Annotated in this window: 16 protein-coding genes and 1 other annotated feature (1 of these 17 only partly in view); of the genes, 9 read left to right on the forward strand and 7 right to left on the reverse strand. The window is 36.0% G+C overall.

The window, feature by feature from the left end; genetic code table 11:
* Positions 1–155: a binding site (T-box leader), on the reverse strand (it extends 83 nt beyond the left edge of the window).
* Between the two features lie 306 nt (positions 156–461).
* On the forward strand, positions 462–1,940 hold the full coding sequence (gene putP, locus FOT98_RS10585; RefSeq protein WP_063260265.1) for a sodium/proline symporter PutP: 1,479 nt from the start codon (positions 462–464) through the stop codon (positions 1,938–1,940).
* A gap of 160 nt (positions 1,941–2,100) precedes the next feature.
* A complete protein-coding gene (locus tag FOT98_RS10590; RefSeq protein ID WP_063260264.1) occupies positions 2,101–2,499 on the forward strand; it encodes an Ig-like domain-containing protein in 399 nt (132 codons plus the stop codon).
* A 24-nt stretch (positions 2,500–2,523) separates the two neighbouring features.
* On the opposite strand, the gene FOT98_RS10595 is transcribed toward FOT98_RS10590, so the two are convergent.
* Both FOT98_RS10595 and FOT98_RS10600 read right to left on the reverse strand, forming a co-directional pair.
* A complete protein-coding gene (locus tag FOT98_RS10595) occupies positions 2,524–2,919 on the reverse strand; it encodes a PH domain-containing protein (RefSeq protein WP_063260263.1) in 396 nt (131 codons plus the stop codon).
* Positions 2,920–2,996: 77 nt separating this feature from the next.
* Complete coding sequence (locus FOT98_RS10600; protein ID WP_063260262.1) at positions 2,997–3,908, reverse strand: DMT family transporter; 912 nt, start codon at positions 3,906–3,908, stop codon at positions 2,997–2,999.
* Between the two features lie 203 nt (positions 3,909–4,111).
* On the opposite strand from FOT98_RS10600, the gene FOT98_RS10605 reads away from it, so the two are divergent.
* The 6 genes from FOT98_RS10605 to exsF all read left to right on the forward strand — a co-directional run bounded on the left by FOT98_RS10605 (position 4,112) and on the right by exsF (position 9,327).
* On the forward strand, positions 4,112–4,843 hold the full coding sequence (locus FOT98_RS10605; protein ID WP_001076844.1) for an alpha/beta hydrolase: 732 nt from the start codon (positions 4,112–4,114) through the stop codon (positions 4,841–4,843).
* Positions 4,844–4,936: 93 nt separating this feature from the next.
* Complete coding sequence (locus tag FOT98_RS10610; RefSeq protein WP_061678759.1) at positions 4,937–5,455, forward strand: YjcG family protein; 519 nt, start codon at positions 4,937–4,939, stop codon at positions 5,453–5,455.
* Between the two features lies 1 nt (position 5,456).
* On the forward strand, positions 5,457–5,879 hold the full coding sequence (locus FOT98_RS10615) for a GNAT family N-acetyltransferase (RefSeq protein ID WP_063260261.1): 423 nt from the start codon (positions 5,457–5,459) through the stop codon (positions 5,877–5,879).
* A gap of 99 nt (positions 5,880–5,978) precedes the next feature.
* Entirely contained in the window at positions 5,979–8,045 is a 2,067-nt protein-coding gene (locus FOT98_RS10620; RefSeq protein WP_063260260.1) for an ATP-dependent helicase, read from the forward strand.
* A gap of 143 nt (positions 8,046–8,188) precedes the next feature.
* Positions 8,189–8,656, forward strand: a complete 468-nt coding sequence (gene cotY, locus FOT98_RS10625; protein ID WP_061678757.1) for a spore coat protein CotY — start codon at positions 8,189–8,191, stop codon at positions 8,654–8,656.
* A gap of 167 nt (positions 8,657–8,823) precedes the next feature.
* Positions 8,824–9,327 (forward strand): exosporium protein ExsF, encoded by a 504-nt coding sequence (gene exsF / locus FOT98_RS10630; protein WP_061678756.1) that lies wholly within the window; start codon positions 8,824–8,826, stop codon positions 9,325–9,327.
* Positions 9,328–9,401: 74 nt separating this feature from the next.
* Here the strand turns inward: exsF and FOT98_RS10635 are convergent, their stop codons facing one another.
* Together FOT98_RS10635 and FOT98_RS10640 are read right to left on the reverse strand one after the other, a co-directional pair.
* Positions 9,402–9,587, reverse strand: a complete 186-nt coding sequence (locus FOT98_RS10635; protein WP_061678755.1) for a hypothetical protein — start codon at positions 9,585–9,587, stop codon at positions 9,402–9,404.
* A 101-nt stretch (positions 9,588–9,688) separates the two neighbouring features.
* Entirely contained in the window at positions 9,689–10,048 is a 360-nt protein-coding gene (locus tag FOT98_RS10640; RefSeq protein WP_000899662.1) for a DUF1360 domain-containing protein, read from the reverse strand.
* Positions 10,049–10,173: 125 nt separating this feature from the next.
* On the opposite strand from FOT98_RS10640, the gene exsY reads away from it, so the two are divergent.
* Positions 10,174–10,632 carry an exosporium assembly protein ExsY gene (gene exsY / locus FOT98_RS10645; RefSeq protein WP_061678754.1) on the forward strand — a complete coding sequence of 153 codons (459 nt, stop codon included), beginning with the start codon at positions 10,174–10,176 and terminating at the stop codon, positions 10,630–10,632.
* Positions 10,633–10,692: 60 nt separating this feature from the next.
* On the opposite strand, the gene FOT98_RS10650 is transcribed toward exsY, so the two are convergent.
* From FOT98_RS10650 to rfbD, 3 genes are all read right to left on the reverse strand, one after another.
* Positions 10,693–11,226 carry a spore coat CotO family protein gene (locus FOT98_RS10650; RefSeq protein WP_080467511.1) on the reverse strand — a complete coding sequence of 178 codons (534 nt, stop codon included), beginning with the start codon at positions 11,224–11,226 and terminating at the stop codon, positions 10,693–10,695.
* A 141-nt stretch (positions 11,227–11,367) separates the two neighbouring features.
* On the reverse strand, positions 11,368–12,138 hold the full coding sequence (gene fabI / locus FOT98_RS10655; RefSeq protein WP_002158869.1) for an enoyl-ACP reductase FabI: 771 nt from the start codon (positions 12,136–12,138) through the stop codon (positions 11,368–11,370).
* Between the two features lie 109 nt (positions 12,139–12,247).
* The gene (rfbD, locus tag FOT98_RS10660) at positions 12,248–13,102 is read right to left on the reverse strand and encodes a dTDP-4-dehydrorhamnose reductase (RefSeq protein ID WP_063260258.1); all 855 of its coding nucleotides are present in this window, start codon (positions 13,100–13,102) and stop codon (positions 12,248–12,250) included.
* Between the last annotated feature and the right edge of the window lie 4 nt (positions 13,103–13,106).

Below are 13,106 nucleotides of genomic sequence, written 5' to 3' on the forward strand. Positions count from 1 at the left end.
CTTGTATCGATGAGATCATGTCGCCAAAGCCTACTTCTTTCGTTTCGGTTTGGAAGCTCCGAAGCCCATTCCACATCAATCCCATACTGATTCGCACCAACCATCAGCTCTCTGACATGTTCATCATGTGTACTCTTCTTCATCAACGCTTGCATTTTTTTAAGTTGCACTCATTATAGACCTAACTTTTTTCATAAGTCAATACTTTTAAAAGAATTTTATTTTTCTCTTCTTTCAATATTATATTGACAAAACAACCTCTTTTTATGTAAATATAATAAATACTCTATTAAAAATAAGGTTTTTTGCATGAATATTATATATTAAAAAAGTAAAATGATGTCAAAAAACGCTTACATTTCTGAAAATTCGTATTTCTGTATGGATTTTTCAGAATAATCATGATAGATTATAAATATGCATAACGCATCAATAGACATGACAAAAGGAAGGGGAACTTCATGAGTACGCAGATGTTAACTTTAACTTCTATCTCTATTTACATGCTCGGGATGTTAGTAATTGGCTATTTCGCCTATAAACGAACGTCCAACTTAACAGATTATATGCTTGGCGGGCGTACACTAGGCCCCGCAGTAACAGCATTAAGTGCTGGAGCATCCGATATGAGTGGTTGGCTTTTAATGGGATTACCCGGTGCAATGTTTAGCGTTGGATTAAGTAGTAGTTGGATTGCGATCGGCCTAACACTAGGCGCATACGCAAACTGGCTTTATGTCGCTCCTCGCTTACGTACCTACTCTGAAATTGCAAACAACTCTATTACTATCCCAGAATTTTTGGAACACCGCTTCCAAGACAAATCTCACATGCTACGCTTAGTATCCGGACTTGTTATTATGATTTTCTTTACTTTTTATGTAGCTTCAGGATTAGTTTCAGGCGCTGTATTATTTGAAAATTCATTTGGTATGAACTACCACGTTGGATTATTCATTGTTGCAGGCGTTGTTGTCGCTTACACATTATTTGGTGGTTTCTTAGCAGTAAGTTGGACAGACTTCGTGCAAGGAATCATTATGGTAGTTGCTCTTATTCTTGTTCCTATCGTAACAATTATGAATTCGAACGGACTTGGACCTGCATTTGATACAATTCGATCTGTAGATCCAACACGTTTAGATATTTTTAAAGGTGCCTCTACCTTAGGGATTATTTCTTTATTTGCATGGGGCCTTGGTTATGTTGGACAACCTCATATTATCGTACGCTTTATGGCGATTTCTTCTGTAAAAGAGATTAAAAGCGCACGAAGAATTGGTATGAGCTGGATGATTTTCTCTGTTGTCGGAGCTATGTTTACTGGCCTGATCGGTATTGCTTACTACTCACAACAAGAGTTAACATTATCTAACCCAGAAACAATTTTCCTTGAGCTTGGAAAGATTTTATTCCATCCACTTATTACTGGATTTTTATTAGCAGCTATTTTAGCAGCTATTATGAGTACAATTTCATCTCAATTACTTGTTACTTCTAGTGCTATAACAGAAGATTTATATCGTACATTCTTTAAACGTTCTGCTTCTGATAAAGAACTTGTATTCGTCGGTCGTATGGCTGTACTTGTTATTGCATTAGTTGGGTGCGCTTTAGCGTTTAAACAAAATGATACGATTTTAGCTCTTGTTGGATACGCTTGGGCTGGATTTGGTTCTTCATTCGGACCTGCTATTTTATTAAGCTTATATTGGAAACGTATGACGAAGTGGGGCGCACTTGCTGGTATGATTTCTGGTGCCGCTACAGTAATTATTTGGACTCAATTCGAATTCTTAAAAGAATTCTTATATGAAATGATTCCTGGTTTCACTATTAGTTTACTAGTAATCGTAATTGTTAGTTTACTAACACAACCTTCAAAAGAAGTTGAAGAGCAATTTGAGGATTTCGAAAAACAACATAGTCATAATCTATAAAGGAACAGCTCTGCTATCGTAACAGCAGAGCTTTCTTTATATCAAAGTTCGACAATCTTCTGCTCGAATTTAACAATTTCTTTATGTTTCGTTAAATTAAACATAACACTACTCCTTTATAGTAGTACTATCAGCACTTATACAGAAAGGGGACTCCAACATGTTAGCAGCTTTCCAGCAACAACAAACACGAAAATTTTCACCTATCACAAATACTTCTGCGTCTTGTTTAAACATACAACCTAATCCACCCAAAATTACAATTGCTCCTTCTGTTATTTCAGTCATTGGTGTTCATATGGAAAAAAATAAGTTGAAAGTAAGAACTGGACAAAGCACTGAGTTATCAGCTTCTGTTTTGCCAGTGCAAGCAACGAATACAGAACTTGTTTGGACAAATATGAATGCTGATGTTATCACAATGTATCCAAAAGGTGATACGGTAACAATTACTGGAAAAAGTGCCGGAAGAGCAGTCGTAATTGTCACAACTGCTGAAGGAAAGTTCCGTGACCTATGCATGATTCATGTACAACCTTATATGACAAATCCAAAGTAAAAGAGTGGCTACGTAGCCACTCTTTTACTTTGTTTCAATGTATGAATTTTTACTTGTAACGAGATTGATGAATTGCTCTTTATCTTTAGGAGAAATAATTTCTGTTTGATGTGATCCATAAATAATTTCAAGTCGATCAAATGATAAGGCATGAGCTGCTACTGGATTTTTCGTATTTGAAATTTGTTTTATATCTCGTATAAATATGCGCTTTTTAACGAAACCGGATTTAATCGTAATTGTTTCTTCTCCGACGATATATCTTGTCGAAAACCAACTCCAAATAAATAATATTGCTAATGGAATTGTAAAAAATAAAAGAAAATACTCTCTCCCTGCAAATAAGGGAGCAAAACACGCTCCAATGACAACGAAAAAAATCGGATATAACCATACATCTTTTTTTGATGGAAATTCCATTAAACTTCCCCCTTCCACACCCGTATTTCTATAAAACAAAAAGAGAAGTATCACAACTTCTCTTTTCTCCTCTAACATTATAATTCCTGTGTATACGCCGGCTCGTTTACTACATTTTTTGCTGTTCGTTTTTGTTGCTGTAGTAAGAAAACAGATACACCAAACAATACGAGCATGCTACCGATAATTTGCATTACATTTAGTCTTTCACCGAGTAAGAAGAACGCTAGTATAGATGCTCCAACGGGTTCTCCTAAAATACTCATTGAAATTGTTGTTGCATTTACGTAGTTTAATAACCAATTATTAATGACGTGTGACACTGTCGGAACAACCGCAAGTAAAAGAAAAACGGTCCAATCCCACTTCGTATAACCTGTAAAAGGCACTTGCAACACTATATTATAAATCCCCATAAAAATACCTGCGAATGCAAAAACTGTAAAGCTGTAAATCCAGTGTGATACTTTCTTTACTGTCGTTTGCCCGATAAATAAATAACCGACAACCGCTATTACACTTAAAAAGGATAATATATCTCCATAAATTGCTTGTTCACTTAGCCCTAAATCTCCCCAACCAATACACATTACGCCTAATATCGCAATTCCCATTGTTGCAATAGCTGAGTATGTTGTTCTTTCTTTAAATAAGAAAAAACCTCCAACTAAAGATACGATTGGTTGAAGCGCTAAAATAATCGTCGAACTAGCAACTGTCGTATGCTTTAAAGATTCAAACCATAATAGAAAATGAAGTGCTAAAAAGAAACCAGATCCAATTAAAAACCCCCAATCTTTTAGTTGAATCTTACTAAATTCTTCCCGCTTTTTCCAAACGATAGGCAGCATAATAAGTACGATAATCCATAATCGGTACATACTTAATATGGAAGATGGTGCTGAGGACATCTTTACAAAAACTGCTGCGAATGAAATGGCTATAATGGAAATGGCTAACGGTAGTGCGATTGATCTTTCTTGTTTCAAATTCCGTCTCCCCTCTCACCTGTCAAAAATCCCACTTCATTATATCCGTTTTCTTTCATAACTTAAATACTAATTTTTTAGATTCTTCGTACCATTATGGTAAAATAGAAACGAAAGCACCTATTAGTGAATATTTCTTGCTTTTTCACTACAAGCGTCGCTCTTACAATCATTACAGTAAATTTTTATTTAGGGGGATCTACATGAATCAAACAATCGGGAGAATTGAAGAAATTTCATTTTATAGTGCATCACTTCAAGAAGATGTTACACTTCTCGTTTACTTACCGGTAAATTACACACCACTGCACAAACATACAGTTGTAATTGCACAAGATGGTAGAGATTATTTTCAGCTTGGTAAAGCGCACCGTGTAATTGAGCGCCTTCGTGAAACTGAAGAAATTGACCGTACAATTATTGTCGGTATTCCATATAAAAATGTACACGATCGTAAAGAAAAATATTTCCCAAATGAAGTAAAAAACGCTGCGTATATTCGTTTCCTTGCTCATGAACTTGCACCATATATCGATGAAAATTATCCAACGTACCAAATGGGAAAAGGTCGTGTGTTAATTGGTGATTCTCTTGGCGGAACAGTTTCCTTCATGACCGCACTTATGTATCCGCATACATTCGGTAAAGTCGTTATGCAATCACCATTTGTGGATGAAACAGTGATGAACTTAGCAAAAGACTTCAAAAATCCGGAGGCGCTAGACCTTTATCACGTTATTGGGACAGAAGAAACAGCTGTAAAGCGCACGGATGGACAAGTATCTGATTTCGTAGGGCCGAACCGTGAGCTTAATACGCTTCTGACAGATAGAAATTTCATCACGCATTACGAGGAGTTTGAAGGTAACCACACGTGGAAATATTGGCAAACTGATTTACCGAAAGCTTTCTCTCATATTCTATCAATGAAATAATAGAGAGCAGTATTCAGAATAATTTGATATAATAGATAGAGAGATTTGTTTTTCTCAAAATCTAACTAGACTTACAAAGGGAGGAATTGGAACATGAAATTAGGCATTGTAATTTTTCCATCTAAAATGATTCAAGATAAAGCGAACGGATTGCGTAAACGTTATGATCCGCACTACGCATTAGTTCCGCCACACATTACATTGAAAACACCCTTTGAGACGCAAGATGAACACTTAGAATCGATTGTAAATGAGTTACATACAATCGCAAGTAAAACGAACCCTTTCACCCTTCACGTCGGAAAAGTTGGTTCATTCGCACCTGTTAATAATGTTCTTTATTTTAAAGTAGAAAAAACACCTGAACTTACTTTCTTAAATGAAGAAATGCATAGTGAATTCTTTACACAAGAACGCGAATATGCTTTCGTACCTCATTTAACAATCGGACAAGGCTTATCAGATGCAGAGCATGCTGATGTATTAGGTCGATTACGTATGAAAGATTTCTATTATGAACAACCAATTGATCGCTTCCATCTTCTATATCAATTAGAAAATGGAACATGGACTGTACACGAAACATTCCACCTTGGAAAGGGGCACAACTAATTTGCACGCACAGATCGTACAAACGGACGAACAACTAAGAGACGCATTCTCTGTACGTAAGCAAGTATTTGTGAATGAACAACAAGTTTCTGCTGCAGAAGAGTATGATGAGTTTGAAGAAGCTTCAACACACGTTGTTATATATGATAATGATGTTCCAGTTGGTGCTGGTCGTTTTCGCATACTGGATGGAATAGGAAAAATGGAACGCATTTGCGTACTGGCTTCCCATCGTAAAAAAGGCATTGGAAAAATTGTTATGGATGCACTTGAAGCGTATGCGAAGGAAAACTCGCTACCAAAATTAAAGCTGCACGCCCAAACACATGCTGAAGATTTCTATAAGAAACTTGGATATGTAACAAATTCTGATGTATTCATGGAAGCAAATATTCCTCACATCGTTATGATAAAAGAATTGTAATTTGAAAACAGGAGGTATCCCCTCCTGTTTTTTACATTGCTATTTTCTTTTTCTTCCGCTAAAGTTAAATGTTGATGCTATAGTTTTGAAGGTGAATATATGACACAAGAAAAATTTTCACAAAAATCATTAACGCACGCTGATATTCCGCGTGCAACATATCATATTCCGAAAACATCTACCCATTTAATTATGGAAGAAGATGCGGATGCAGCGTATTTCCGCGCTCTCGAGCAACAAAATGTATTTTTAAATGAAAAACAATTAGAAGCCGTGCGAACGACAGAAGGCCCTGTCCTTACATTAGCTGGTGCTGGAAGCGGGAAAACGTCTGTTTTAACAACTCGCGTAGGTTATTTAGTAAATGTAAAACAAGTTCATCCGCGCAATATTTTATTGCTTACATTTACACAAAAAGCAGCTGAAGAAATCCGAAATCGTGTAGCGAATTTACCAGGTATGAATCGTGCTGCAAGTAGCTACGTTGTTGCTGGTACATTCCACTCTGTCTTTTTAAAATTGCTTCGTAGTCAAGGATATAATCAGCAAATTTTAGCAAATGAAAAACATAAGCAAATTATGATAAAGAAAATTTTAAAAGAGTTACGCTTAAAAGACGATTATGATGCTGAAACGATGCTCGCTATGATTTCACTTGAGAAAAACAAATTGAATCGTCCGAAAGATGTAAAAGCAAAAACACCCGTTGAACAAGAATTTAAAGAAGTATACGAGCGTTTTGAAGAAGTGAAACAACGATATAATTATATTGATTTCGATGACATCTTATTAGAAACGTATTATATGTTAGAAAGTAACGCTCCTTTACTTACCCAATTACAACAACGTTTCCACTATATTGAAGTAGATGAGTTCCAAGATACATCGTATGCACAATATGAAATTGTAAAATTGTTAGCCACGCCAAGAAATAATTTATTTATCGCAGGTGATGACGACCAGGCGATATACGGTTGGCGAGGAGCAAGTCACCAAATTATTTTATCTTTTCCAAAAGAATTTGATAACACTACGATTATCGCACTGAATACAAATTATCGATCCAATCCTTTTATCGTCGGACTTGGAAATGAAGTTATCAAACTAAATCAAGAACGTTTTGATAAAGAGCTATATTCTGTGCGCGAAGAAGGTGTACAACCTTTTTACGCAAGACCTGCTACGACTCTTGATGAAGCAAATCAAATTTTGCAGCTCATTCAAGAAAAAGTAGATAGCGGCGAACGTAACTTTAAAGATTTTTGTTTACTGTACCGCACACATTCTGTAAGCCGTTCGTTACTTGATCAGCTTACCATTCACAAAATCCCGTTTATTAAGCACGGGGCGAGTCAATCATTTTATGAACATTCTTTAATTAAGCCTGTATTAGATCATTTAAGACTCGTGATTGAACCGTTTCGATTAGAATCACTTTCCAATATATTACCAACGATGTATATTGGGCGTGATGATTGTATTTCATTTATTGAGCGTGAACAATGGAAATATGGTGAGGGCCGTTTCCCTTCTCTTCTTCATTTCTTATTATTAAATCCGAGCTTAAAACCTTTTCAAGTGAAAAAGGTAAATGAGCGTATCGATTTTATTAAATTTATAAAAGAATTAGAACCGAAAAAAGCATTAAAAGAAATTATTCATGGTAAAGGAAAGTATTTAGAGTACTTACAAAGTAATGATCGCTCTTCCTTTACGATGCATAAAGATATACAAGAAGAAATGTTAGAAGAATTAATGGAGTCTGCAACTCGTTTCACCGATATTCCAGCATACTTACAATTTATTGATGAAGCAATTCAAGGTCAAAAAGAAATGGAAGCATTAAAAACAATGCCGGAAAAAAATGCTGTTTCGCTTATGTCTATTCATAACGCAAAAGGTCTTGAATTTCCATGCGTCTTTTTACTTGGAGCGAGCGATGGTATTCTCCCCCATACTTCTTCTTTAAAAGATGCCAATGATCGTGTTACAGAGACTTCTGAAGCTTTAGAAGAAGAACGTCGATTACTTTATGTCGCAATTACACGTGCGAAAGAAGAACTTTACATTTCCTCTCCGCAATTTTTCAGAGGAAAAAAATTAGATATCTCTCGTTTTTTATATACTGCGCGAAAAGATTTACCTGAAAAGACATCCACTAAATAAGGATGTCTTTTTTTCATATTGCATTATGTACATCCCTACTATATAAATTCCCTGTTTTCATCATAAGAATTAACGTAATATCAACCATATCCCATTCATATTGTAATAGTGTATGTCAGAACTCACGATAAGGAGTGAACATAATGAGCTGCAATTGTAACGAAGATAATCAACATGATTTTGATTTCAATTGTGTATCAAATGTCGTTCGTTTTATACATGAATTACAAGAATGTGCCACGACAACATGTGGATCTGGTTGCGAAGTTCCATTTTTAGGTGCACATAACAATGCATCAGTAGCAAATACACGTCCTTTTATTTTATACACAAAAGCTGGAACACCTTTTGAAGCCTTTGCACCATCTGCAAGCCTTACTAGCTGCCAATCTCCAATTTTCCGCGTAGAAAGTATAGATGATGATGACTGTGCTGTATTGCGTGTATTGACTGTAGTTTTAGGTGATGGTACCTCTGTACCACCTGGTGATGACCCAATTTGTACGTTTTTAGCTGTACCAAATGCAAGACTCGTATCAAGCTCCACTTGTCTTACTGTTGATTTAAGTTGCTTCTGCGCTATTCAATGCTTACGCGATGTTTCTATATAAAACTGAATACTAATTTAAGCATGGATTGGGTGGCAGAGTTTTCTGCCACCCAATCCATGCTTAAAAGGTATTATTATGTATTTTTCATAAAATTGGGAACTTGTCTAGAACATAGAACCTGTCCTTTTCATTAACTGAAAGTAGAAACAGATAAAGGAGTGAAAAACATGTTCTCTTCTGATTGCGAATTTCCTAACATTGATTGTGAGGCGAAACCAGCTAGTACACTACCTGCCTTCGGTTTTGCTTTCAACGCTTCCGGCCCTCAGTTCGCTTCATTATTCACACCATTACTATTACCTAGCGTAAGTCCAAACCCAAACATTACTGTTCCTGTAATAAACAATACAGTAAGTGTCGGAGATGGCATTCGAATTCAAGTAGCTGGTATTTATCAAATCAGTTATACATTAACAATTAGTCTTGATAACGTTCCTACAGCACCAGAAGCTGGTCGTTTCTTCTTATCATTAGGTACGCCGGCTAACATTATTCCTGGATCAGGTACAGCTGTTCGTTCTAACGTTATTGGTACTGGTGAAGTAGATGTATCCAGTGGTGTTATTCTTATTAACTTAAACCCTGGTGACTTAATTCAAATTGTACCAGTTGAACTGCTTGGAACTGTGGACATCCGTGCTGCAGCATTAACAGTTGCACAAATTAGCTAGTAAAAAGCGGTATTTCTCCTTTGAAATACCGCTTTTTATATATAATAAAAAACACTCACAGTAACATGAGTGTTTCATTCTTCATAGTGTTTTATTACATTCTTCTTTTTCCCACAATTACATCCCTTTTTCTTCACAAATCCTTGTTGCTGTAATTGTTCTTGATATGCCTGTTGTTGCGCTTGGTGTTGTTGCTGTATATGATACCATTGCTGCAGGTCATATGAATTTTGCCTTGGATTATTGCTCACAGCAAACATCTCCTCTACTGTCAATTCTGTCTATTTACTATATGAACAACTCTTTATTTCCGTTCCCTCATTCTTTTAAACTCCGCTTTCTCTCATATTATAAAAATATATTATTCTCCCATAAAATATCCTGTGATCGTTTCAATAATTGCTGCTGCACCTGCAATAGCTAATAATGCAAGTAACGGCTCTGCAACGATAGGGATCCAATTATATAAAACTAATAAAAAAGCACTAACCCATACACCTGTACACCAATAACAGCTTAATAATTCGCCAATCCACTTCCTTAATCCTTTACCTTTTACTTTTGTAAAAGTTGATACACTTCCATCCGGCTCTGTAATCTCTAATTCATCAATAAACGGTCGCCGCAAAAAGGCTGTAATTTTATCATAAACAATTAAACGAGTGAGCCTAAAAGCAGCTAACGCGAAAATAAAAAATAAAAGCCAACTTGTAAACAGCATGATTCCACCTTCCCTTATCTTCTTTCGCCTATTTAAAAAAAAAGGTCTTGAGATTGTGACCAAATCTCCTCGACTCCAATATCTTATTAATGTAAATACAAACAAGAAGATAAGGAGTGACATTAATGAGTTGTAACGAAAATAAACACCATAGCTCTTCTCATTGTGTAGTTGACGTTGTAAAATTCATCAATGAATTACAAGATTGTTCTACGACAACATGTGGATCTGGTTGTGAAATTCCATTTTTAGGCGCACACAACACGGCATCAGTAGCGAATACACGCCCTTTTATTTTATACACAAAAGCTGGAACACCATTTGAAGCATTTGCACCATCTGCAAGCCTTACTAGCTGCCAATCCCCAATTTTCCGTGTGGAAAGTGTAGACGATGATAGCTGTGCTGTACTACGTGTGTTAACTGTTGTATTAGGTGATGGATCTACTGTACCACCTGGCGACGACCCAATTTGTACGTTTTTAGCTGTACCAAATGCACGACTAGTATCAACATCTACTTGCATCACTGTTGATTTAAGCTGTTTCTGTGCGATCCAGTGCTTACGCGACGTTTCTATCTAATAAATAAAGTGAACTAAAAAACTATTGGGGTGGTAGAAGCTTTCTACCACCTTTACATATTTAAAAGCCGGCCATATCAATCGATTTGATGTCTTCTATAGCTAACCTAATATCTCTCATACTATTTGGTGGCATAATAGCTACAATTCCATTACGATACGAGATGATCGATCCAATATAAGAAACGGTAGCCGTTTTTATTCTGCACCTTACTTTTGGAATATAATGAGGGCGGTTTAATAAAAAATGAATTTTCTCTTCATTATTCATATCCTTAAATGATTTATTATACGGGACTGTTCTCACTGGCTCTTGCTGTTCTTGCTGCTCTTGTACTTGTTCCTCTTCTTCTATTTCTTCTATTTCTTCTACTTGTTGCTCTTGTTGTTCTATTACCTCTTCCACAGCACTACTTACAGCATTTTCATTTCTATTACTTTCTTCTCTTCGATCCTCATTTTCAAAGTTTGTTAAGATAATCCTTTTTATTTTCGGTGCAGCAAGTTCCAAACTGACTTGCGCAATATATAACAACGGTTTTCCAACTGTTGAACTTTTATTTTTATTCTTCACACTCGTCCCTCCCACTTCCATACGTAGCTGAATAAATTGTGTACTATTATAGTTATATTCATAACGTGGTAAGAACTTTCGTTAAAAATCGTTCTTTCTAAGAACAAATAAAAAGGACAATCTCAACATGTAGAGATTGTCCTTTAAAAATTACTATTATATTTATCCTAGGATATGATACCCTGAATCAACGTGAATGTTTTCTCCTGTTACGCCGCGTGCTAAATCACTGAATAAGAATACTGCTGTATCCCCAACTTCCTCTGGAGTTGTTGTACGACGAAGTGGTGCGCGCTCCTCAATTTCTCTTAAGATTGAGTTAAAGTCGCCTACACCTTTTGCAGATAACGTACGAATTGGTCCTGCAGAAATAGCGTTAACGCGAATGCCATGTTGGCCTAAATCGTTAGCTAAATATTTCACGCTTGCTTCTAATGAAGCTTTCGCAACACCCATAACGTTATAGTTTTTCACAACGCGCTCGCCGCCAAGGTATGTTAACGTTAAAATATTTCCGCCTTCTGTCATTACTTTCTTCGCTTCTCTTGCTACAGCTGTTAAAGAGAATGCGCTAATATTTTGTGCAAGTAAAAATCCATCGCGAGAAGTATCTACAAATTCACCTTTTAAATCATCACGATTTGCAAAAGCAATACAGTGTGCAACACCGTGAATTGTACCAACCTCTTGCTTGATTGTTTCAAAGCAAGCTGTAAGTTCTTCATCATTTGTTACATCACAAGGTAATACAAGTGATTCTTGTCCTTCTAATGTGTCCGCTAATTCACGAACGTTTCTCTCTAAACGTTCTCCTGCAAATGTGAATATTAATTTTGCACCTGCATTATGCAAAGAGCGAGCAATTCCCCACGCAATACTTCTTTGGTTCGCAACGCCCATAACAACAAATGTTTTCCCTTGTAATAGTTCCATGATATATCCTCCCAGAATTGCTTATACTTGTTATTAGTACCTGATACTATAATTATAGTACCATAAAACCTCTTAAAGGCAAACAAAAAAGTCATTAACTTAAATTTTGTTAATGACTTTTTGTTTCTATAAAAAAACGCTCTAATCCTTCTTCCCAAGAGGGCATTTGTGAAAAACCATTTAATCGTAGCATGTTATGTTGGAAAATAGAATATTTCGGTCTCGCTGCCGCTGATCCAAATTCTTCGGTTGAAACAGGTAATACATTCACTTTCATATTTGCATCCAAAAATATTTTTTTTGCAAATTCAAACCAAGAACATGAACCTCTATTTGACACATGATACGTACCGTATAAAGAAGTACGAATGAGCTTATTAATCATTACATTTAAATCCGCCACATAAGTAGGAGAACCGATTTGATCTGCTACAACAGATACTTCTTCTCTTTCTTTACCTAATCGCATCATCGTTTTCACAAAATTATTTCCATACTTACCATATAACCACGATGTACGAACGATAAAGTATTTATTATGTAGCTCTTTAACGAACTGCTCTCCCGCATACTTAGAAGCTCCGTATATATTTATCGGCGCCGGATTATGAAATTCATCGTATCCCTCCGGTCTGTCGCCCTGAAATACATAATCAGTGCTAATATAAACTAACTTCGCCCCTACTAATTGGGAAGCAACCGCTACATTTCGAGCTCCTATTGCATTTATTACATAAGCAATATCTTGTTCTTTCTCTGCATGATCAACCTTCGTATACGCTGCACAATGAATAATGATATGTGGCTTTATTTCTTGTACCACTTGCTGCATTCGGGATATATTTGTTATATCTAATAACTTTTTATCAAATGGATATATGTCATATTCTTCAGGATTTAACTCTTCTTGTAGTTGCTTTCCCAATTGACCGTTTGCTCCTGTTATGATAATCCGTTCTTTCATTTAT

It is taken from the genome of Bacillus sp. HY001 (assembly GCF_007558965.1).
GTDB lineage: Bacteria > Bacillota > Bacilli > Bacillales > Bacillaceae_G > Bacillus_A > Bacillus_A mobilis.

Bases quoted from the DNA above. Each gene is read 5' to 3' on its own strand.
- putP (WP_063260265.1), top strand. From the start codon at position 462: ATGAGTACGCAGATGTTAACTTTAACTTCTATCTCTATTTACATGCTC.
- FOT98_RS10590 (WP_063260264.1), top strand. From the start codon at position 2,101: ATGTTAGCAGCTTTCCAGCAACAACAAACACGAAAATTTTCACCTATC.
- FOT98_RS10595 (WP_063260263.1), bottom strand. From the start codon at position 2,919: ATGGAATTTCCATCAAAAAAAGATGTATGGTTATATCCGATTTTTTTC.
- FOT98_RS10605 (WP_001076844.1), top strand. From the start codon at position 4,112: ATGAATCAAACAATCGGGAGAATTGAAGAAATTTCATTTTATAGTGCA.
- FOT98_RS10610 (WP_061678759.1), top strand. From the start codon at position 4,937: ATGAAATTAGGCATTGTAATTTTTCCATCTAAAATGATTCAAGATAAA.
- FOT98_RS10620 (WP_063260260.1), top strand. From the start codon at position 5,979: ATGACACAAGAAAAATTTTCACAAAAATCATTAACGCACGCTGATATT.
- cotY (WP_061678757.1), top strand. From the start codon at position 8,189: ATGAGCTGCAATTGTAACGAAGATAATCAACATGATTTTGATTTCAAT.
- exsF (WP_061678756.1), top strand. From the start codon at position 8,824: ATGTTCTCTTCTGATTGCGAATTTCCTAACATTGATTGTGAGGCGAAA.
- FOT98_RS10635 (WP_061678755.1), bottom strand. From the start codon at position 9,587: ATGTTTGCTGTGAGCAATAATCCAAGGCAAAATTCATATGACCTGCAG.
- FOT98_RS10640 (WP_000899662.1), bottom strand. From the start codon at position 10,048: ATGCTGTTTACAAGTTGGCTTTTATTTTTTATTTTCGCGTTAGCTGCT.
- exsY (WP_061678754.1), top strand. From the start codon at position 10,174: ATGAGTTGTAACGAAAATAAACACCATAGCTCTTCTCATTGTGTAGTT.
- FOT98_RS10650 (WP_080467511.1), bottom strand. From the start codon at position 11,226: ATGGAAGTGGGAGGGACGAGTGTGAAGAATAAAAATAAAAGTTCAACA.
- fabI (WP_002158869.1), bottom strand. From the start codon at position 12,138: ATGGAACTATTACAAGGGAAAACATTTGTTGTTATGGGCGTTGCGAAC.
- rfbD (WP_063260258.1), bottom strand. From the start codon at position 13,102: ATGAAAGAACGGATTATCATAACAGGAGCAAACGGTCAATTGGGAAAG.